A 20,123-nucleotide genomic window follows, 5' to 3' on the forward strand; every position below is an offset into this window, starting at 1 on the left:
TATTCTTCATTATTGAGATGATGAATGTAGCTGTACAACTAAATCATTACCTAAAATATCTGTCACACGTACACGGTCACCCACTTGTACAGGTGATAGGGTACGGCAGTTCCATTCATCAGAACCTAAAACAGGCATCGGAAAGCGCACGCGAATCTGATCATGACTGAGTCCAGTTTGAATGACCATACCGGTTTGTCCAATCGTTGCTTCACGCGGAAGCCCAGCTTTGGTTTTATCTATAGAAAGTGGTTTGACGAATTTAAACCAAGCGACAGTACAGATGATGGATAAGATAATCCAACACACGACTTGTAAGGCAAAGCTCATACTTGGAAACAGCCAAAACAAAATACTGACCACAACTGCAGCGATACCAAACCACAAGGCAGCAAATGCAGGTAGAATAAGTTCAGATAAGATCAGCAATATGCCAAGTACAAACCAATGCCACGGTTCAAAAATAAAGTCCATAATCTACCCTAGTGATTATCATTGGTATAGATGACGAATCATCTCTACCAATGTAGCAGATCATTTTAATACTGCATATAAAAACGTATTTATTCTTATATTCAATTAGGATGAAGCGAAGTATTTCATGATCCAGTTAAAACTTTGCTCGTGGCGCAGGTTTTAAAGCAGCAGGGGATTTTTTAAAGTTTGAGATCGCATTCTGAATTGCAATAATTTTACCCTGTGCGGCTTTTTCACCTTCTAAAATTGCCTGATTACTTGATTTAAGGTCAAGTGTTCCTAAATGCCCAACTTTAGGTTGTATCACAATATTGGCTTGAGCCAATTCATTATTGATACTTTGTTGCCCCATGATATTAATGGTTTGATCTAATAATCCCCACATATTCATTGGCTGACTACCACTCGGACGAGCAGAAATATCAACAGCGATGACAATATCCGCGCCCATATCACGCGCAGTTTGTACTGGAATTGGACTTACTAAGCCCCCATCAACATATTTGGTGTTTCCAATTGTCGCTGGCACAAATACATTGGGAATACTACAAGAAGCACGGACAGCCTGACCTGCATTACCCTTAATAAACTCTGCTTTCTTGCCGTTGTCTAAACGAGTTGCGACAGCTGCAAAACGAATCGGAAACTGTTCAATCGGTTTATTGGCGACATTGCGATTAACATAATCTTGTAGTTTTTGACCAAGCACGATGCCTTGGCTATTTAAAGTTAAATCACGTAAATCAGATTCTTTTAATTGTTGGGCAATTTGTTGCATTTGATAAGGGGTTTTACCACTGGCATAGATGCTGCCAACAAAGCTCCCTGCACTGGTGCCTGTTACAATTTTTGGCTTAATCCCATGAGATTCTAAAACCTTAAGTACACCAATATGAGCAAAACCTTTTGCACCGCCGCCGCCAAGCGCAATGGCAATAACAGGTTCACGAGCCTTAATTGCTGTGGTTTGGGTTGGAGTTTTTGCTGTCTTGTCACAGCCAACGAGGGCTAGACCCAATAAGCCTATAAAACCAAGTTGTTTAACACGCATGGGAATTACTTTTTTCAAAAATATATGCTGCACATCTGAACAGATTGCATCTTTTTTTTCTAGCCATTTTTCCATAGTTTTTGTAAAGGAAGTGATAATAAATGCGGACGTTTAGGCGAAAAGTTTCCTTTAAAACGCGCTAAAATATCATCTAAATCTTTGTCATAGTCACCTGTAGGTTGTAGTGTGCCTAAGCAATGAATACGTTTTTTCTCATAATCTAATGAAAAGACAGCAATTGGAATATCCGCACCCATGGCGATATGATAAAAACCGCTTTTAATCTTTTCTGCTCTTTTTCGGGTGCCCTCAGGCGCAATTGCAATCCAGATTTTTTCCTGTTGTTGAATCACTTTGATAATTTGCTGTGTCAGCCCATGTGGAGAGTCGCGATGAACGGGAATAACACCAATCCACTCAAAAAGAGATTTCAATGGCGTTTTAAACAGGCTGTCTTTGCCAAAAATGGTGACTTTAACACCAATCCCTAACATCGCAAGAAAGGCATATAAACCATCATAGTTTGATGTATGGGGAGCAATAAACACCACGGCTTTAGGTAAGTTCGGAAACTCACCCTCAAAACCCCAGCCTTGAAGCAAGTAAAGGTTTTTAAATATATTGCGACTGGTGGTATTGCCACGCTGGGGCACTTGATCGGGTATATTTGGAAAATTCTGTGACATCGTATTTTTATGTGACTGCTCTTGTATTGGTATTCATTTTTTGCTTAATACAACATAGACATCCATCCATTGGATATCCGCAAAATGTAAATATTACAAAATTTGCAAATTAAAGCAACATATCAAATTTAAAGTGTTCAATCATTGCAGGTGAGTCAATGTTGATGATTCTTGAGTCGAGTTAGCATGCCATATCATTATTTATTGTTATTCTCTTTATACTGGGCTCAAGGTTTACCTGTGGGATTTATGACTCATGCGTTGCCAGTGGTCTTACGTGCTCAAGGCGTGTCATTGGCTCATATTGGTGGTTTTGGACTGTTAATGGCACCATGGGCAATTAAAATTTTATGGGCACCTTTGGTGGATCGTTATGGACATCACCAAGCAGGGCATTATCGTAGTTGGATTATTCCCACCCAGATTTTAACCATTGTCATTCTGGTTATTTTATCTTTCTTACCGATTCAATCTTTAAATGAACCACGGTTTTTATTTCTGTTTTTTATTGCATTGCTGTGTATGAATAGCATCGGTGCAACTCAAGATATTGCTACTGACGGTTTGGCAGTAAGAATATTAAAAGAAGAACAGCAACATTTTGGTAATATGTTTCAGGTTATTGGTTCTCGCCTAGGGTTTATTGTAGGTGGTGGAGCAATTTTATGGGCAATGGATTGGCTCAGTTGGCAGATGACTTTTCTTATTTTGGCCGCTATCGTTGCTTGCAATACACTGCCAATTTGGTTTTATCAAGAACCTGAACATCTACGTATTGCCAGCAAAAAGACATCACATCAAACAAATATAGATCGCTTTGAATGGTTTAGAGATTATTTAAGGTATTTCTTTGAAAATAAAGAATTAACAGCATGGTTTTTTGTACTTTGCACAATCAAAGTTACAGATGGATTTGCAGGTCCAATCACTAAACCGTTATTGGTTGATTTGAAATTGAGCCTTTCTCAAATTGGTATTTACATTACAATGCTGGGCGCATTTTCTGCACTATTCGGCGCTGGGTTGGCAGGATTGTTATTAAAGAAAATAAAACGTCATCAAGCCTTATTGTTATTTTCTGTCTTGAAATTAATCAGTTTAGCAGGTTTCGTTTGGTTGGCAATTTTATATGAACAAGCCGTTCCTGTTGCGCCGTGGATAATTTATCTGATTAATGCTTTAGAAGACATGTTTGCTGCAATGTTATTGGTGGTGATTTTAACCTTGGTAATGCAGTATAGCCGAAGCGAATATGCTGGAACTGATTTTACTTTTCAAGTTTCAATCATGGCAAGCATCAGTGGAGTCCTATATACAGTAAGTGGAATGATTGGAGATCAACTGGGGTATTTAAAATTCTTAAGTTTAATTTTACTTATCGGTGTGCTTTGTTTAATTCCAATTATATATTGGATGAGAAATATGTGTGAAAAGTAATATTATTTAGATGAATAGTATTATTCTCGATTAAGATATTGATTATTGTTTTAAATTTTCTTATTTTAAAATGAATTTAAATATCAACTTAAACAATAGCATTTTATTTATGATTTAGAGGTCATTATTTTACATTACATTTAGATAAGACAAAAATTACTTTTTTGTCAATTTTAAAAGTATAGAAATTAATTCCTGTATGATTTTTTTATTGGCTCATTCTTTTGACACCGAAGAATGAGCCAATCCAAATTGAATGGGCAGAATTGATTATCTATTAGGTTATAAAATAATATGTAACAACCATTATAAATATTTATTCTAGTTTGAATTTCTCAAATAATGAGAAATTTTAAGGGATTAAAATTTGAGATTAATGCTGTTAGGTACTCAAAGAATGCTTTTAAGTTCAATTTAAGCTTCATTTTTTAACTTAAGGTCATTGAAGAGAGTATTGCTACAGTAATGTCTAATTTAATACAACGTATCAAACAACGAGAAGTCTCCATTTCCCTCACTGCCTTTAATTTTATTGTTGCAGTCTGGTTAGGGCTATGCCTGAACTTTGGTTTTCTGGGCAAAGTTCAAGCGCTTACTCCTTATCAAGGTATAAAAGCCCAGCTCTTTTTGATTGCTACAGCTTTAGTATTGATTGCTTTATACAATCTATTACTACAGCTCTTAGATTGGAAATGGACCGCAAAATTCTTTGCAATCATTCTGGTATTTATTGGTGGTTTTAGTGCCTATTTTGTCAATTCATTGGGTGTGGTGATTTCACCTGATCAAATTCAGAACATGGCGCAAACTGATCCCGGTGAAGTTGCAGACTTACTCTCTTTTCAATTTTTTGCATGGACCTTTGGTTTTGTTATTTTACCTATTCTTTTGATTTTATGGATCCGTATTAAACCTGAAAAAATAAGCAAGATTGTGCTTTTTAAAGGGCTTAATATTGTGGGTTCTTTAGCTGTTATTGGTGGATTATTATTTGTATTCTATGTCGATTATGCTGCTATTTTTCGTGAGCATCGTGATCTAAAAGGTATGATTTCACCTCAGAATACAGTGGCTTCAACGCTTTCATATTTCCATAAAAAAGCACCTAAAAAGAATTTGCCTTTGATTCGTTATGGTGAAGATGCACATATCGTTGAGGATATTGCTTTACAGCATAAACCCAAATTGATGGTTTTGGTGGTGGGTGAAACAGCACGCGCAGAAAGTTTCGCGTTAAATGGTTATGCTAAAAATACCAATCCCGAGCTATCTAAGCAGGCGGATCTTATTAATTTTTCTCAAGTTAGCTCATGTGGTACTGCAACAGCTGTATCAGTACCTTGTATGTTTTCAGGTATGCCACGTGTAAATTATGATGAGCAACTTGCGAGTCACCGAGAAGGATTATTGGATATTGCACAACGTGCAGGGTATAAGGTGACTTGGATTGATAATAATTCAGGCTGTAAAGGTACCTGTGATCGTGTTGAGAAGTTTGTTATTCCTCAAGAATTAGAAAAGAAATGGTGTCAAGGTGGTGAGTGTTTAGATGGTATTTTGGTTGATAGTTTAAATGTATATCTCAAGCAATTACCTAAAGATGACAAACAACCTCATTTGATTGTTTTACACCAAATGGGTAGTCATGGACCAGCTTATTACAAGCGTGCACCGAATGAATTTAAGAAATTTAAACCAACCTGTGAAAGCAATGCGATTCAAGGGTGCTCTTCAACTGAATTAATCAACACTTATGATAATTCGATTGTCTATACTGACCATATTTTGAATCAAGTGATTGAAAGCTTAAAGCAGCAAGACAACTATCGAACTGGTTTCTGGTATTTGTCTGATCATGGTGAGTCTACAGGTGAGCGTGGCATGTATTTGCATGGTGCACCTTATGCAATTGCGCCTACTCAACAGACTCATGTCCCGATGTTGATGTGGTTTTCAGAGAACTGGAAAGCTGCATCTGCAAAACAAATTAATTGTTTAACTCAACAAAAAGCAGCAAAATTGAGTCAAGATAATTTATTTCCAAGTCTTTTGAGTTTATTGAATATTCAAACTCAGGTGATTGATCAAAAGAACAATATGTTGCACCAATGTGCAGTGAACAGTTGATTGAAAGGACATAGAGCATGACCAAAATTTTAATGATAGAAGATGATTTTATGATCGCAGAATCATCGAAAACATTGTTGAAATACCAAGGCTTTGATGTTGAATGGGTCAATAATGGCTTAGATGGTTTAAAACTCATCTCAGAAAAACAATTTGATTTGGTTTTACTCGATTTAGGCTTACCAATGATGGACGGAATGCAAGTTTTAAAGCAAATTCGTCAACGTTCAGGCTTACCTGTACTGATTATTTCAGCACGTGATCAATTACAAAATCGTGTTGATGGTTTAAACCAAGGTGCAGATGATTACTTGATTAAACCTTATGAATTTGATGAGCTTGTAGCGCGTATTCATGCACTATTACGCCGTTCTGGAGATGCTGCAAAAGAGGTGATGGGGCAGTCATCGAATCTGTTAAAGAATGGTGAGATTGTTTTAGATGTTGAACAACATATTGCAACATTGAAAGGTGAGCCAGTTGAGCTGTCTAACCGAGAATGGGCAATTTTGATTCCACTGATGACGCATCCCAATAAAATATTTTCTAAAGCAAATTTAGAAGATAAATTGTATGCTTTTGATAGTGAAATCAACAGCAATACGATTGAAGTTTATGTTCATCACATCCGTTCAAAATTAGGTAAAGATATTATTCGTACAATTCGTGGTTTAGGCTATCGTTTGGGGCAAGCACATAAAGCAGAATAATATGGGAACTGCATTTTCTCTAAGAAAGCGTTTAATTCGTTATACCTCTATCTTTAGTATTTTATTGGGCTGCGTATTAATTTTTTCAGCTTATAAAATTTCTTTAGAAGAAATTAATGAAATTCTTGATGCACAAATGGTTTATTTGGCGGAGCGGGTTGAACTTAACCCTCGACCTATTCAAAGCCATTTCGATGAGCATAAGCGCTATCATGAGGAGGATCTATTTATAGATGTTTGGTCTTATGCAAACCCTCAACAGGTTCAAAACACCCCTCATCATGTGATTATTGAACCTAAGCAGAAAGCTGGGTTTTATAGTCAAGAGACCGCAAATGGGACATGGATTACCTATATTTTACCGACAGCGAACTTTCAGATTCAAATTAGTCAACAGGAAAAAGTCAGAGAGCATTTGGCTTTAGAGCTTGCAGGAAGCATGTTTTTGCCTTATTTGTTGATTATTCCATTTGCTTTATTGGGCTTGGTCTATATTATTCGCCGCAGCTTAAAACCTTTAGAGGACTTTAAATCTGAATTGGCAAAGCGTGATTCTAATTCGTTGGTGGCGATTCAAAATGCGCATTATCCAGAAGAATTATTACCTACCATTCAGGAAATGAATCATTTATTTGAGCGGATTTCTGAAGCACAACAAGAGCAGCGGCAATTTGTAGCAGATGCTGCGCATGAACTGCGAACTCCCATAACAGCATTGAATTTACAAACTAAAATTTTAATGAGCCAATTTCCTGAAGAGGAAAATCTAAAAAACCTCAGTAAAGGTTTAGCACGTATGCAGCATTTAGTGACGCAGTTACTTGCTTTGGCGAAACAAGACGCTTCGCTGAATCATGAAGTGCAGGTCACGCAATTTAAACTGAATGATGTTGCACTCAATTGCGTCGAGCAATTGATGAATCTAGCGATGGAAAAAGATATTGATTTGGGTTTTATACGTAATGAAACTGTTGTGTTAAAAAGTGTCGAACATAGCCTTCATTCAATTATTTTTAATTTAATTGATAATGCAATTAAATATACACCTGTCTCAGGAATGATTAATATTTCAGTCTTTGCTGATATCCATGATTTTGCTTATGTTTTAATTGAAGACAGTGGTCCAGGCATAGATACAGAGATGTATGATAAAGTGTTAAAACGTTTTTATCGTGTGCATCATCACTTAGAGGTGGGAAGTGGTTTAGGTTTGTCGATCGTAGATAAAGCCATACAGCATTTGGGTGGCGAGCTATTCCTTTCTCGCAGCGAGGAATTAGGCGGTTTAAGTGTTTTGGTTAAAGTACCTGTTCAACTCAATATTAAACCTATCGAATAATCTCAAATTCCTCAATAAATGAACCATGTCCTTTTAAATCAAAGGAAGTGGTTCATTCTTTTTCATATACTGGAAAAATGTCAGGCATTTATGCATTCTTCGCCCATCACTCCCTAATTTTTCTAAACTAAAATTTGCAACCCAATTGAGTTTGTTCCCAATTCGACAGATTTCATTATATTTCGATTTGCATGGGTAGATTTCAGCAATAAAAATATCACACGCTTGTGCAATTTCATCATCATTGAAACGGAATGCTGTTGAAAAAATAAAACATAACCAATCACGAATTTGGCAAGTTTCTAGATCTAGCATTTCGCCTGGGTCTGTTTCAAAGTCGATAAAAGTAAATTCTTTGTGGTGATTGACTAAAATATTGCGCGCAAAAGCTTCGCTGAGATAACTTCCTTTCTGGTGAACTGCTTGAATTGCTGAAATTGCTTCACGAAAGAATTCTAATTTTTTCGCTGTATTGCCCTCCATTCTAATCAATGCTTGGTCAAGTTGCATGACCTGATCACCAGCGTCTTCAATCAATAGACCTTGAGAGCAATTCGCTAAAATCTGAGGTGTGGGAATACCTAATGACTGTAATTCAGTGAGACGATGAACTTCACAATAAATTGACTTACTTCCACCATAGTTAGGAATTGGAGTTAAAGCTTCAATATTAAGAATGCGTGCAACCCATTTTAATGGCATATAAATCCATGCAGAGTGTCGTTCTGAAGCTTTTTTAAGCCACACTTTGCTGTTATCCAATTGATATGGTTGGATATTTGAGTCTTGAGCTTTAAGGGTATTACGGAGAAATTTAGAAAAATTACTCATATTTACACGCATAACATTACTAAATTGTTTTGAGTATAATCAAAATATATTAAATTGTAAAAATTAAGATTAGTTTAATAATTTAATATTTAAATTTTGTAAAATTTCAGCCTTTTGAATTATTCATTTGATCTCTTTCATTAATTAAAAATGATCGTATCCAATGAACTTTATGGTTTTTATACAAATTACTAGAAACCTTAGTGAGTCTCTATTTTATATTGTTGAGTTATAGACGGTCTTTCTATAATGGTGATATGGATGTTGCTATGTTGAATAAGGAGCGTGAACAAAACAAAGCACTGTTTTGTTTGCAGCGCAAGAATGCCGTTGAACAAAAAATGGTTGAGAAAAGTGAAGCATCACCTGCGCAAATTTATTTAAACTTTAGCTGTAAAGTGTGAAAATGAAAGTTTAAAATCTTTCAATAATATTTTTATCACATTGATTTTATTGATTAAGAAAAATTATATTTTACTCAATGCGTTTTAACAGATTGACTATAATGTATAAATATTAAAATTTATGATGATTTAGAACAGCCAAAGAGTCATCCTGCGACCTTGACCCTATAACGAAAAGTTGTTATTGGATTGCGGTTCTAAATTTATTATAGAAAATACGATAGACCAATAAATTAAACGTATAAATAATCCAACCTGTCCAAAGATTATGGCTAAGGAAATGTGCTCCACGCATCATTTGTCCCCAACCTGTAATAAAGCCAAGAACAAGCCCTAAACATAAGAAAAAATAGGCGATTTTAGGATTCGATTTTCTAAAAACAAAAAATCCTGTGAGTAGTGAAAAACCTGTACTTGCATGACCACCTGGAAAACAATGACCTTGGGTTGCAGAAAAATCCCAAACATAACCAAATGCAGTAGATTCAGTCATCGACCATGGACATGCATGTGCTGAGTGTGATTTTAATAATCCAATCAAAACAGTAGATAAAACACTGACCCAAAATAAATAACCAAGTTGCCATTTAAAGGCTTTGAGTTGATCAAACTTAAAAGAAGCAATCCATGAGAGTAGGATAATGACAAAAAAACCAATGACCAAATGTTTAATCAATTTGTGATTGATTTCTACTAAAAACCAGTTATTTTTTAATGGAAAATTTCCAGCAGAATCTATCCAAGGGTGGATTAACTGCATATCAATTGCACCACCAACCGGGAACATGAATAATAATATTAAAAATAGTATTCCCAATAATAAACTGTTTTTTAAAAAGAATTTATGCGACTCTAAAAAAGGCATGAAAAGGATCACTCAGTTGAATCATTTTAATCGTTTGCTATTAGAAAAAAATAAACTTAAATCAGACTTAATTAACCAACTCATTAAAAGAACTGACGAGTTTGATGTCTGTTCATAATAAAAATGATTCAACTTTAAGTGATTATCATTCTACTTATTATTTCAGTAAAAAGTCTCATAAAATAGCAATCCATCATAATGAAATATTGATGATAAATAATGGGCATGGAGATTAATTTATTGTCATTTAAATAAAATATAAAAAAGCGGCTGTGAAAGCCGCTAAAAATGAAAAATAGAATAAAATGTTAAATATTAAAACATCGCATCCTCAGAGTTTGCTGAAATTTTATGTATGGATAAATCTGCTCCACGAAATTCATCTTCTTGCGATAGGCGAATACCCATAGTGACTTTGAGTATACCATAGACAGCAAATCCACCTGCAAGCGCAAGCAAAATGGCAAGCAGTGTACCAATGATTTGTGAGATCATGGATACGCCTCCGATTCCTCCCAACCATTGTTGTCCGAATAGCCCAACAGCAATGCCACCAAAAGCACCGCATACCCCATGCAAAGGCCATACCCCTAAAACATCATCAACTTTAAGTTTGTTTTGTGTATAAGTGAACAATTTGACAAAAATAAAACCTGCACAGATACCAATGAGCAGCGCACCAATTGGATGAACGACATCTGAACCAGCACAGATTGCAACTAAGCCAGCCAATGGACCATTATGTAAAAAGCCAGGATCTTCTTTGCCAAAGAAATTTGCAGAAAGTGTACCGCCGACCATCGCCATCAGTGAATTAATCGCAACTAAACCTGAAATGGCATCAACACGTTGAGCACTCATCACGTTAAAGCCAAACCAACCAACAATTAAGATCCAAGAACCTAATGCCAGGAAGGGAATTGAAGATGGTGGGTGTGCACTGACACGTCCATCTTTTTTATAACGCCCATTGCGTGCACCGAGGAGTAAAACTGCTGCCAATGCAATCCATCCACCCATAGCATGAACAACCACTGAACCAGCAAAATCATGAAATCCTGCACCAAATGTATCTGCTAACCATTTTTGCAATCCAAGGTTGCCATTCCAAGCAATGCCTTCAAAGAAGGGATAAACCAAAGCGACAATAAAAAGCGTAGCAATGGCTTGAGAGCGCATTTTTGCACGCTCTGCAATACCACCTGAAACAATTGCAGGAATAGCAGCAGCAAAGGTTAGCAAGAAAAAACAACGCATCAAATTGTAGCCGTGTTCAGCGGATAGCGTGGTGCCTGTATGGAAAAAATGCTGCCCATAAGCAATATAATAGCCAATAAAAAAATAGGCGATTGCTGAGATTGAAAAGTCAGTAATGATTTTACTGAGTGCGTTGACTTGATTTTTATGACGAACTGTTCCCAATTCTAAAAAAGCAAATCCTGCATGCATAGCGAGTACAAGCACTGCGCCAAGCAAAAGAAAGAGAAGATCAACGTTTTGCATATACGATTCTTTTTGGTGCTATATGTCACAAATTGGTTCAAGTATAACCAAGCAAATCTATTCGTGAAGTATCTGACTGTATGAAAAAATAGATCAAAAAATTCAAAATATTATTAAGACTCGATATAAAGCAAAAGCCTGCACTAAATTGGAATTATTGCACTAAGTTGATGCAACAACACGACATGGCTTAATTTTTAAGACATTGATATTTATTAAGTTAATTTTTATAGTTGAATGTTGAGTGTTAAAAATAAAATTCGCACTTAAAAACAATCCGATCAGTTGTATCAATGAAATTCAAAAAAGAGTCTTACTTTTGCACTGTAGGGCTTGAACATGCTTTGTTTTTGTATTCCAAACGATCCTTTTCAAATTTTTGTCCGCTCCATTTATACACGTTAAAACATTTTGATCCATCATTGATGGCAATATCTGGCCAACCATGTCTACCTAAAGTTGAAAGAAATTCAGGTTGACCGCGACTATTAAAAATTCGAACCCATTTCCGATCAGTTTGTTGAGTGACAATATAAAATCCAATCCCTGTGTCGGCATAGCATCCAATACCACCATCTACCACAATTGCATCAGGGCGACCATCTTTATTCAAATCACCATAATATGAAATATTGCCTAAACTACAACGGCTTTCCCAACCTAGATTGGTTTTTTTAAATTTTGCACTTTTAAAAATCTCTATTTGGGTTTCTTCAGGTATTTTGGGAAGTGTGGCGTGACTCATTTGAGCCAACAATATGGACAGCATGCTTGAAATAAAAATTATGATATCTTTCATCGTTTTACCTAATTATTTTGTGATTTGGTTATCATTATTTTTAAAATATGTATTTTAATCAAGCTTTTGTTGTGTAATGACAGGTTTAATATAGGCTGAAAATAATTTCAACACTCAGTTTAATTTTTATCATTAATAATTTCATGTGCTTAGGAGGGTTTAGTGATATTTTTCAGAGTTGTAAGTAAATATTTGATATAGAATTAAAGAATGTTAATGATCAATATAAAAAGCATGATTTCTCATTTTTGCAGTTATTATCTTAAAACCGTAACCTGTTGCTTTGTACTCAGCTTTTTATCTCATTCACTTTTTGCTCAAACTACCCAATATAAAACTTATCGTTCTAAAGTACTGAACTGTGGTGATGCCACATTTCAAGTCATTTCACAATGTGATGATTCAATAGATGGAGCAGAATCAGGAAGTGCGGGGCAGATACGGGACTCTTGTTCATCCAGTCAATTGCTGATCAACTGGAAAGGACAACAGAAAGTTTTGAACTTCCCAATCACCACGCCACAACAGAAAAACTTCTTAGAACATAAAGGTTATCATTTTAACTCTGTTATTCAATTTGGTGATTGGGCACCACAGAGCTTGGCATGTGGTCAAGCACAAGGTATTACAGGTTATTTTGTGATTGTGAATCAAGCTACGACCAATAATATCAATCAAGAGTATCGTGGCAAAGGTTCATTGAGTGAAGCCCCTATTGTATTAAACCTGAATGGAAGCTTCACCAGTGATTCAATCAAACAAAAAATCTATATTTTGCAAGAACAAAATAAACTTAAAATTTCTAAAGTAATTGGTGCAAATGCGATTTTTGCCGATGAAGAATAAAGAGGATTATCTTCCTATAAGGTTTAGGAAGCTACTATATAATTTGAATATGTTTATTTCCTAAGCTTTGAACCGTATCAACTATATCGGAGACAGTTTATTTTCTTACGTTCTGAATAAAGATAGGTTAAAGTCAAAACTTATCATAATTTTTGGTTGATATGTTGTTGATTCTATTTTAATTTATTAAAATAAACTTCCCCTAATAGATAAGAAATATTATAGTTCAAGTCGATTTTCCTATTTATATTGACCCATGAGCTTAAAATTAGATGTTCTTTTGAAACAGAATTCTGAGAATCTTTCTCCAAAGCAAAAAAAATTTAATCGTCTTATTAAAAAAGTCGAACAGCTTAAAGTGTTGCTAAGTGAATGGGAGCATGCACAAAATGATATACAAAAACGTGCCAGTGGTGAGATTCTCCCTAAATATGCTGAATTACACCAAATAATGTTCCAACAATTGGAAATATTGTGGAAACATAAACTAGAAACAAAATGGGCTAAAACCCAAGCTTTGAGATTAGATGATTTGATTGAGTCCGTTGCTAGTCAATTGATGATTGTGGATACACTTTCTGAAAAGCAATTTGAATTAGTTGAAAAGATATTATCTAGCTATGAAATATCTGAAGATGAATTTTTTAAAGCGGATATAAAAGAACATCAGCTCGAGGAAATGAATATAGTAGACCAAGAAGAATTGACAGCCGAGCGGCTAGACGAAATTAATAAACGTGCTTTCATTGAAATGATGGCAAGCAAATTAGGTGTTGAGTCTGATTACTTTGATTTTGAATTTAATTTATATGATCATGATGATTTTATAGAAAAATTGCATGAAAAAATGGAAAAAGATCGTGAGCAAGAGTTTTTAAAGCAATTAAATAAAACGGATAGAGATGATTATGAAAGAAAATTGAAAAACGAAAAGGATAAGCAAAAGAAATTAGCTGAGAAAAGAGCATTGGCTAAACAAAAAGCTAACCAGTCATTTAAAAATATTTATTTGAAAATTGCGTCTTTGATTCATCCTGATCGCGAGCAGAATGAAGAGAGAAAAATTGAGAAAACGGAAATATTACAGCGTGTTAATCAAGCTTATGAAAACAAGGATCTATTTGCTTTACTCAAATATCAAATTGAGTTTACCGCAAGTGTAGAAAAATTTAATAATTTAGCTAAAGAACAATTAGAGTTTTACAATATTAACTTGGAAGAACAAGCTGAAGAACTTCAGTCTAAAATTGATGATATTATTTACTCTTTCGATTGGAATGACCATATCGATATGCATTCACTAGGTAGGATTAAAGTAAAAGATTTATATAAAAAATTTGATAAAGATGTATTGATCATCAAAAAAAATCTTGAAAGAGCAGAGCGTGCTTTAGAAATTTTTAGTGATAGAGCGGAATTAAAATCCTTATTGCGGAAAAGATATTATTGACCAGTTGCTTTATCTTCTATTGACGTGGCAGGCTTTTCATGACACCCAACAAGAAAAATGATTAAAGTTCCAAGAAAAAAATGATGATTCATGTGATTTAAGTAATTTATTTATTTTCGATACCTCAGATTCTATCTTAAAAATTGCTTCTGTCAGGTCAAATGTCCTAAATTGAGCTTAGATTGTATGGTTGTTAATTCACATTTACTTAGCTTGGTTGAACAGGTCAGTGGAGAATATTTTGATTGTTTCAAATTCTGATCAAATTTTATCTATCGTGATTACCGGTGGAACTCGTGGAATTGGTTTAGGCTTAGCGGAAGCTTTTTTAAAGCTGGGTTGGTCAGTCATGATTTCAGCACGGAATAGTACTCAACTCAATCAAGTAGTTGCTGATTTAGGGGTACGTTATTCAGCTCAGCGAATTTGTGGCGTCTGTTGTGATGTGGCTCATTATGAAGATCTCCAAAAATTATGGGATGAAACAATTTTAAAATTTGGTCAGGTTAATGTCTGGATCAATAATGCTGGTACGTGTAATGCAGCAAGCGCCTTTACAGACATTACTCATACTGACATAGAAAATGTGATTAAAACCAATGTACTTGGTACGATGTTGGGTTCACAAGTGGCATTAAAAGGTATGACTCAACAAGGTTTTGGGCAAATTTTTAATATGGAAGGTTGGGGTAGCCGTGGTGAATGGAGTGCAGGAATGACGCCTTATGCAACCAGTAAACGGGCAGTTGCCTATCTAAATCATGCATTAAATAAAGAAGCCAAGCAAAGCAATATTTTGATTGGTACCTTAAGCCCTGGAATGGTGGCAACAGATTTGTTGATTTCTTCTTGGCAGCAAGGTGAAGTTAAAAACTGGCACAAAATGAAATGGCTATTTATGTTTGTGATCGACCCACCTGAGCAAGTGTGTGGTTATTTGGCAAAACGTGTAAGCCAAAATAATAAGCGCAATGCGCGTATCGTCTGGATGACACCGTAGCGTTTGTTGCTGCGGTTTTTTCAACCTTATTATTGGAAAAGAAATCCTGTACAGGGGACAGCTTTGGATCAACTCAAGGAATAGTGATTTTGCTTTGATGTATTCTTGGAATGATATTGAAAGAGCATACTTCCACCCTCTCCTAAAAGGAGAGGGATCTCCATTGTGTATATAATAATTATTTAATGAACAATGAAATTATCCTCTCTGTGGGGGGAGGGCTAGGGAGGGGGAAAATAAATTGAAGCTAAACCCAAAATTATTAGAATACGCATAAATCTATGCGACACGATGCCACAGATGCCGAACATCTCATGTGGCAAATTTTACGAGCTCAACGATTTATGAATTTAAAGTTTCGTCGTCAACATGTGATTGAGCCTTATATCGTCGATTTTTATTGTCATGAATTGAGCTTAGTGGTTGAGTTGGATGGTGGTCAGCATAATACAGATGTAGGCGTAGCTTGTGATAATGGAAGAACTCAGTTTTTAGAGGCTTTGGGACTTAAAGTTATTCGTTATTGGAATGATGATGTATTGAATCGGAGTGAGGTAGTATAGGAGGATTTTTTGAATATCTGTATTGAATTTAAAGACATCTCTCCCTAACCCTCTCCTGATAGGAGAGGGAACTCTATTTCGTATCAAATAAATATTAAATTCTTAAAGAGTGTTCTTTTCACATTTTGGGGAAGATTGAGGTGTTGGAATTTATACAGATATTTTTAGTTATTTCTCTTTAGCCCTCTCTTTGGAGGTGAGAGAAACCTGATCTTAGCCAGTATTGGGTATCAAATAACTATTCAATTAGTAATCAAAGTTCCCCTCTCCCTATGGGACAGGGCTAGGGTGAGGGTAATTCTTGAAAAAATTAGAGTGTATCAATTCGTTTTATTTTGCGAATTGATCTTTAAGTTAAATGGATATGAAATTGTTAAATTTTGGTTAAAAAAACATCATTGATCAAGTGTTGCTAAATCACTATTCATTATGAGTAAAATAAATTCTTCAAAATGATTACAAACCTTATTGTGCGTGTTACAGATTTCATAAATGCCTAATTCATTGCCATATTCATCTAGTTTGACGGCATAAGTAGTTATCCAGAGTAAGAATTCTGAAAATACAAAACAATTGGCATGAGGAAAGTTTTCAAGACCTTTTAAGTCTTTTGTCGGTTTAAATTCAGTTAAAGAAAAGAACGAATAGCCCTCATCACCAAAATTGGCTTCACCTGTACCATTGAATAAAATATTCTTTAAAAATTTGTGGAAGTTTAACCTCGTATTTTTGTTCGAATTTTATTATTTTTAACAGTGTCGCCGGCTGATTGATACGTAAATTTTGATTGATGAAATGTTGTTTTAATTTTTGAATAACCATGATTATTCTACTCAAAAAAGAAGGAAGCTTAATTAAGCTTCCTTCTTCTAAGATAAAATTACAAGTTTAAATTAAAGCGCCGCAATTTGTTCCATATTGGCTTTGATTTTCACCAATTGATCAGCAAACTCAGTGAGTTTGGCTTTTTCACCTTCAACAACTGCAGCAGGCGCTTTCGCCACAAAACCTTCATTGGCAAGTTTAGATGCAATCTGATCATGTTGCTTTTGCACTTTATCCAAGTCTTTTTGCAAACGCCCAAGTTCAGCTTTAGGATCAATCAAACCTTTCATTGGAACAAATACAGAAATACGACCCACAACAGAGGACGATGACAATGGCGGTTGTTCAGCATCTGTTAGGAAAGTAATACTTTCAACTTTAGCCAATGCTTTAAACAATGGTTCAATACGTGCAATCTGCGCTTTTTCGGCATCTGTTGTGTTTTGCAACAATACTGGCAATAAACGGGCATTACCTAAGCCCATTTCACCACGGATATTACGTACCGCACCAATCAAACCTTGTAATCCAAGCATGTCTGCTTCAGCCTGTTCGTTGATACGTTCAGGATTTGGTACAGGATATTGTGCCAACATGATGGTTTCGCCTCGGAGACCAATCATTGGTGCAAGTGTTTGCCAGATTTCTTCAGTCAAGAATGGCATGATTGGATGCGCAAGGCGTAAAGATGCTTCCATTACCGAAAGAAGAACACGACGAACTTCAGCTTTACGCTCAGTCGATATATTTTCATCATTCAGAACAGGCTTAGTCAGTTCTACATACCAGTCACAGTATTCATTCCAGATGAACTCATAAATCGCTTGTGCTGCCAAATCTAAACGATAGGTCGCAAACGCTTGTTGAACAGCAGCTTCTGCTTTTTGTAAACGGCTGACAATCCACTGTTCAGGAAGTTCCCAAAGATCTTGACGGACTTCCTGACCAATCGGCTGTTGTTCACAGTTCATCATCACGAAACGTGTTGCGTTCCAGATTTTGTTGGCAAAGTTACGGTAGCCCTCAACACGTTTCATATCGAACTTGATATCACGACCCGTATTGGCAAGTGCACAGAATGTGAAACGAACCGCATCTGTACCGTAAGCTTGGATACCTTCTGGGAATTCTTTACGAGTTGATTTTTCGATCTTGGCAGCTTGTTTAGGATTCATTAAACCTGTTGTACGTTTTTGTACTAAAGTTTCAAGATCTACACCATCAATCAAATCTAAAGGATCAAGTACGTTCCCCTTAGATTTAGACATTTTTTGACCTTCACCATCACGCACCAAACCGTGAACATACACAGTTTTAAATGGAACTTGTGGTGTACCATCTTCATTTTTCATGAAGTGCATGGTCATCATGATCATTCGGGCAACCCAGAAGAAAATGATGTCAAAACCTGTGACCAAAACATCTGTAGGATGGAACGTATTTAAGAAATAGTTTTCTTTATCTTTCGCTTCATCGCCGGTCCAGCCCAATGTTGAGAATGTCCAAAGCCCTGAAGAGAACCATGTATCGAGTACATCTTCATCTTGGTTTAATTCAATATCAGCCGCGATATTGTTTTTCGTACGAACTTCTTCTTCAGAACGACCAACATAAATGTTGCCTTCAGCATCATACCAAGCAGGAATACGGTGACCCCACCAGAGTTGACGTGAAATACACCAGTCTTGAATGTTGTTCATCCAAGCCATATACATGTTGCTGTATTGCTCTGGAACAAATTTGATTTCACCATCTTTTACTGCTTGGATTGCAGGTTCAGCCAAAGGTGCAATTTTTACATACCATTGGTCAGTTAAGAGAGGTTCAATGATTACGCCAGAACGATCACCACGAGGTGGCTTCAATGTATAAGGCTGAATTTGTTCTAACCAACCTTCCGCTTCAGCTTGCTCAACTAACTTTTTACGCGCAGCAAAACGTTCTAAACCGACATAGTCTGCTGGTGCAGGAATCGTTTTAGAAATCGCTTCACCTGCTTTGGCAATATATTCAAACTCAGCCAAAATTTCGGCATTTTTGTTGAAAATATTGATGATTGCGAGTTCACAGCGTTTACCCACTTCATAGTCATTGAAGTCGTGTGCAGGGGTGATTTTTACACAGCCTGTACCGAATTCTTTGTCCACATATTCATCTTTAACAATCGCAACCGCACGACCTGTGATAGGTAAAATGATATTTTTACCGACAAGATGCGCATAACGTTCATCATCTGGTGCAACAGCAACGGCAGTATCACCAAGTAAAGTTTCTGGACGTGTTGTTGCAACGACGATGTAATTTTTACCATCTTGAGTTCGTAATGATTGATCTTCTAAGAAATATTTGAAGTGCCACAATGAACCTTGTTCTTCCTTATCAGATTCAACCTCTAAATCAGAAAGCGCAGTTTGTAGTTTTGGATCCCAGTTAACAAGGCGTTTTCCACGATAAATCAAGCCTTGCTCATGCAGTTTTACAAATACTTCTTTAACTGCATTTGAAAGACCATCATCCATGGTAAAGCGTTCACGTGACCAGTCTACAGATGAACCAAGACGGCGAATTTGACGGGTAATTGTTCCGCCAGATTGTTCTTTCCATTCCCAGATTTTATCAATGAATTTCTCACGACCTAGGTCATGACGGCTGATGTCTTGGGCAGCCAATTGACGTTCAACCACCATCTGCGTCGCAATACCTGCATGGTCAGTACCTGGTTGCCAAAGGGTATTTTTACCAGACATACGGTTATAACGTGTCAAAGCATCCATGATGGCATTGTTAAAACCATGACCCATGTGCAAGCTACCTGTGACGTTCGGTGGCGGAATCATGATGCAGAATGAGTCGCCTTTACGAGAAGGTTGGAAATAACCTTTCTCTTCCCAAGTCTTGTACCATTTTTTCTCGATCTCGGTAGGATCGTAGGTCGTAGCAATGTTTTGCGCTGAATCAGTCATAGTAAAAACAGATCAAAAGTAAGTAAAAAATTGCATTCATTGTAGCAAATATTCTTCAGGAATGTTGAATCCTGTTGTGGAGTATTTACGTTGAATAAATTAAATATGAATAATCTTAGTTTTGATTGAATTTTTTGCTAAAAAATATGACAAATGTTGGAAAATAAAAGTTTTTAACTCGGTCACATTTACAAATGTTTTTTTTAGATTATTGATTTATTGACATTATTTTATTGAGTTGCGATGT

15 protein-coding genes and 2 pseudogenes are annotated in these 20,123 nt (G+C 35.9%); 9 read left to right on the forward strand and 8 right to left on the reverse strand.

Annotation, left to right across the window (positions count from 1 at the left end; genetic code table 11):
- Positions 1 to 9 precede the first annotated feature (9 nt).
- The 3 genes from I9192_RS04985 to I9192_RS04995 form a co-directional block, all read right to left on the reverse strand.
- Positions 10 to 474, reverse strand: coding sequence for an NfeD family protein (locus I9192_RS04985; RefSeq protein ID WP_004828157.1), 465 nt, complete (start codon positions 472 to 474; stop codon positions 10 to 12).
- A gap of 136 nt (positions 475 to 610) precedes the next feature.
- Positions 611 to 1,528, reverse strand: coding sequence for a patatin-like phospholipase family protein (locus I9192_RS04990; protein WP_010591294.1), 918 nt, complete (start codon positions 1,526 to 1,528; stop codon positions 611 to 613).
- Positions 1,529 to 1,587: 59 nt separating this feature from the next.
- A complete protein-coding gene (locus I9192_RS04995) occupies positions 1,588 to 2,214 on the reverse strand; it encodes a 1-acyl-sn-glycerol-3-phosphate acyltransferase (RefSeq protein WP_005030797.1) in 627 nt (208 codons plus the stop codon).
- 186 nt (positions 2,215 to 2,400) lie between these two features.
- On the opposite strand from I9192_RS04995, the gene I9192_RS05000 reads away from it, so the two are divergent.
- The 4 genes from I9192_RS05000 (at position 2,401) to I9192_RS05015 (ending at position 7,827) form a co-directional block, all read left to right on the forward strand.
- Positions 2,401 to 3,651, forward strand: a complete 1,251-nt coding sequence (locus tag I9192_RS05000; protein ID WP_005030796.1) for an MFS transporter — start codon at positions 2,401 to 2,403, stop codon at positions 3,649 to 3,651.
- A gap of 465 nt (positions 3,652 to 4,116) precedes the next feature.
- Positions 4,117 to 5,778 carry a phosphoethanolamine transferase gene (locus tag I9192_RS05005; RefSeq protein ID WP_005030794.1) on the forward strand — a complete coding sequence of 554 codons (1,662 nt, stop codon included), beginning with the start codon at positions 4,117 to 4,119 and terminating at the stop codon, positions 5,776 to 5,778.
- 17 nt (positions 5,779 to 5,795) lie between these two features.
- On the forward strand, positions 5,796 to 6,488 hold the full coding sequence (locus I9192_RS05010) for a DNA-binding response regulator PmrA (RefSeq protein ID WP_004828166.1): 693 nt from the start codon (positions 5,796 to 5,798) through the stop codon (positions 6,486 to 6,488).
- Position 6,489: 1 nt separating this feature from the next.
- Positions 6,490 to 7,827: an ATP-binding protein gene (locus tag I9192_RS05015; protein ID WP_005030793.1), complete on the forward strand. Its 1,338-nt coding sequence runs from the start codon at positions 6,490 to 6,492 to the stop codon at positions 7,825 to 7,827.
- 33 nt (positions 7,828 to 7,860) lie between these two features.
- Here the strand turns inward: I9192_RS05015 and I9192_RS05020 are convergent, their stop codons facing one another.
- Positions 7,861 to 8,658: a BUD32 family EKC/KEOPS complex subunit gene (locus I9192_RS05020; protein WP_010591295.1), complete on the reverse strand. Its 798-nt coding sequence runs from the start codon at positions 8,656 to 8,658 to the stop codon at positions 7,861 to 7,863.
- Between the two features lie 269 nt (positions 8,659 to 8,927).
- On the opposite strand from I9192_RS05020, the gene I9192_RS22450 reads away from it, so the two are divergent.
- Entirely contained in the window at positions 8,928 to 9,062 is a 135-nt protein-coding gene (locus I9192_RS22450; protein ID WP_005030791.1) for a hypothetical protein, read from the forward strand.
- Between the two features lie 181 nt (positions 9,063 to 9,243).
- Here I9192_RS22450 and I9192_RS05025 read toward each other — a convergent pair whose 3' ends face one another.
- The 3 genes from I9192_RS05025 to I9192_RS05035 all read right to left on the reverse strand — a co-directional run bounded on the left by I9192_RS05025 (position 9,244) and on the right by I9192_RS05035 (position 12,229).
- Positions 9,244 to 9,927 carry a phosphatase PAP2 family protein gene (locus tag I9192_RS05025; protein WP_005030790.1) on the reverse strand — a complete coding sequence of 228 codons (684 nt, stop codon included), beginning with the start codon at positions 9,925 to 9,927 and terminating at the stop codon, positions 9,244 to 9,246.
- A 315-nt stretch (positions 9,928 to 10,242) separates the two neighbouring features.
- Positions 10,243 to 11,430 carry an ammonium transporter gene (locus tag I9192_RS05030; RefSeq protein ID WP_005030789.1) on the reverse strand — a complete coding sequence of 396 codons (1,188 nt, stop codon included), beginning with the start codon at positions 11,428 to 11,430 and terminating at the stop codon, positions 10,243 to 10,245.
- 313 nt (positions 11,431 to 11,743) lie between these two features.
- A complete protein-coding gene (locus I9192_RS05035; RefSeq protein ID WP_005030787.1) occupies positions 11,744 to 12,229 on the reverse strand; it encodes a hypothetical protein in 486 nt (161 codons plus the stop codon).
- A gap of 234 nt (positions 12,230 to 12,463) precedes the next feature.
- Between I9192_RS05035 and I9192_RS05040 the strand changes: the two genes are divergently transcribed.
- The 4 genes and pseudogenes from I9192_RS05040 (at position 12,464) to I9192_RS05055 (ending at position 16,088) form a co-directional block, all read left to right on the forward strand.
- A complete protein-coding gene (locus tag I9192_RS05040; RefSeq protein WP_005030785.1) occupies positions 12,464 to 13,075 on the forward strand; it encodes a hypothetical protein in 612 nt (203 codons plus the stop codon).
- 256 nt (positions 13,076 to 13,331) lie between these two features.
- Positions 13,332 to 14,525, forward strand: coding sequence for a hypothetical protein (locus I9192_RS05045; protein WP_005030784.1), 1,194 nt, complete (start codon positions 13,332 to 13,334; stop codon positions 14,523 to 14,525).
- 241 nt (positions 14,526 to 14,766) lie between these two features.
- Positions 14,767 to 15,609 (forward strand): annotated as a pseudogene (locus tag I9192_RS05050) (SDR family NAD(P)-dependent oxidoreductase).
- Between the two features lie 157 nt (positions 15,610 to 15,766).
- Positions 15,767 to 16,088: pseudogene (locus tag I9192_RS05055) on the forward strand (endonuclease domain-containing protein).
- A gap of 893 nt (positions 16,089 to 16,981) precedes the next feature.
- Here the strand turns inward: I9192_RS05055 and I9192_RS05060 are convergent.
- Positions 16,982 to 19,876, reverse strand: a complete 2,895-nt coding sequence (locus tag I9192_RS05060) for a valine--tRNA ligase (protein WP_200150168.1) — start codon at positions 19,874 to 19,876, stop codon at positions 16,982 to 16,984.
- Positions 19,877 to 20,123 lie beyond the last annotated feature (247 nt).

The sequence above is a fragment of the Acinetobacter bereziniae genome, from assembly GCF_016576965.1.
Classification (GTDB): domain Bacteria; phylum Pseudomonadota; class Gammaproteobacteria; order Pseudomonadales; family Moraxellaceae; genus Acinetobacter; species Acinetobacter bereziniae.

What these genes read in the sequence shown, in the direction of transcription:
- I9192_RS04985 (WP_004828157.1), bottom strand. Translation starts at nt 474, where the DNA reads ATGGACTTTATTTTTGAACCGTGGCATTGGTTTGTACTTGGCATATTG.
- I9192_RS04990 (WP_010591294.1), bottom strand. Translation starts at nt 1,528, where the DNA reads ATGCGTGTTAAACAACTTGGTTTTATAGGCTTATTGGGTCTAGCCCTC.
- I9192_RS04995 (WP_005030797.1), bottom strand. Translation starts at nt 2,214, where the DNA reads ATGTCACAGAATTTTCCAAATATACCCGATCAAGTGCCCCAGCGTGGC.
- I9192_RS05000 (WP_005030796.1), top strand. Translation starts at nt 2,401, where the DNA reads ATGCCATATCATTATTTATTGTTATTCTCTTTATACTGGGCTCAAGGT.
- I9192_RS05005 (WP_005030794.1), top strand. Translation starts at nt 4,117, where the DNA reads ATGTCTAATTTAATACAACGTATCAAACAACGAGAAGTCTCCATTTCC.
- I9192_RS05010 (WP_004828166.1), top strand. Translation starts at nt 5,796, where the DNA reads ATGACCAAAATTTTAATGATAGAAGATGATTTTATGATCGCAGAATCA.
- I9192_RS05015 (WP_005030793.1), top strand. Translation starts at nt 6,490, where the DNA reads ATGGGAACTGCATTTTCTCTAAGAAAGCGTTTAATTCGTTATACCTCT.
- I9192_RS05020 (WP_010591295.1), bottom strand. Translation starts at nt 8,658, where the DNA reads ATGAGTAATTTTTCTAAATTTCTCCGTAATACCCTTAAAGCTCAAGAC.
- I9192_RS22450 (WP_005030791.1), top strand. Translation starts at nt 8,928, where the DNA reads ATGTTGAATAAGGAGCGTGAACAAAACAAAGCACTGTTTTGTTTGCAG.
- I9192_RS05025 (WP_005030790.1), bottom strand. Translation starts at nt 9,927, where the DNA reads ATGCCTTTTTTAGAGTCGCATAAATTCTTTTTAAAAAACAGTTTATTA.
- I9192_RS05030 (WP_005030789.1), bottom strand. Translation starts at nt 11,430, where the DNA reads ATGCAAAACGTTGATCTTCTCTTTCTTTTGCTTGGCGCAGTGCTTGTA.
- I9192_RS05035 (WP_005030787.1), bottom strand. Translation starts at nt 12,229, where the DNA reads ATGAAAGATATCATAATTTTTATTTCAAGCATGCTGTCCATATTGTTG.
- I9192_RS05040 (WP_005030785.1), top strand. Translation starts at nt 12,464, where the DNA reads ATGATTTCTCATTTTTGCAGTTATTATCTTAAAACCGTAACCTGTTGC.
- I9192_RS05045 (WP_005030784.1), top strand. Translation starts at nt 13,332, where the DNA reads ATGAGCTTAAAATTAGATGTTCTTTTGAAACAGAATTCTGAGAATCTT.
- I9192_RS05060 (WP_200150168.1), bottom strand. Translation starts at nt 19,876, where the DNA reads ATGACTGATTCAGCGCAAAACATTGCTACGACCTACGATCCTACCGAG.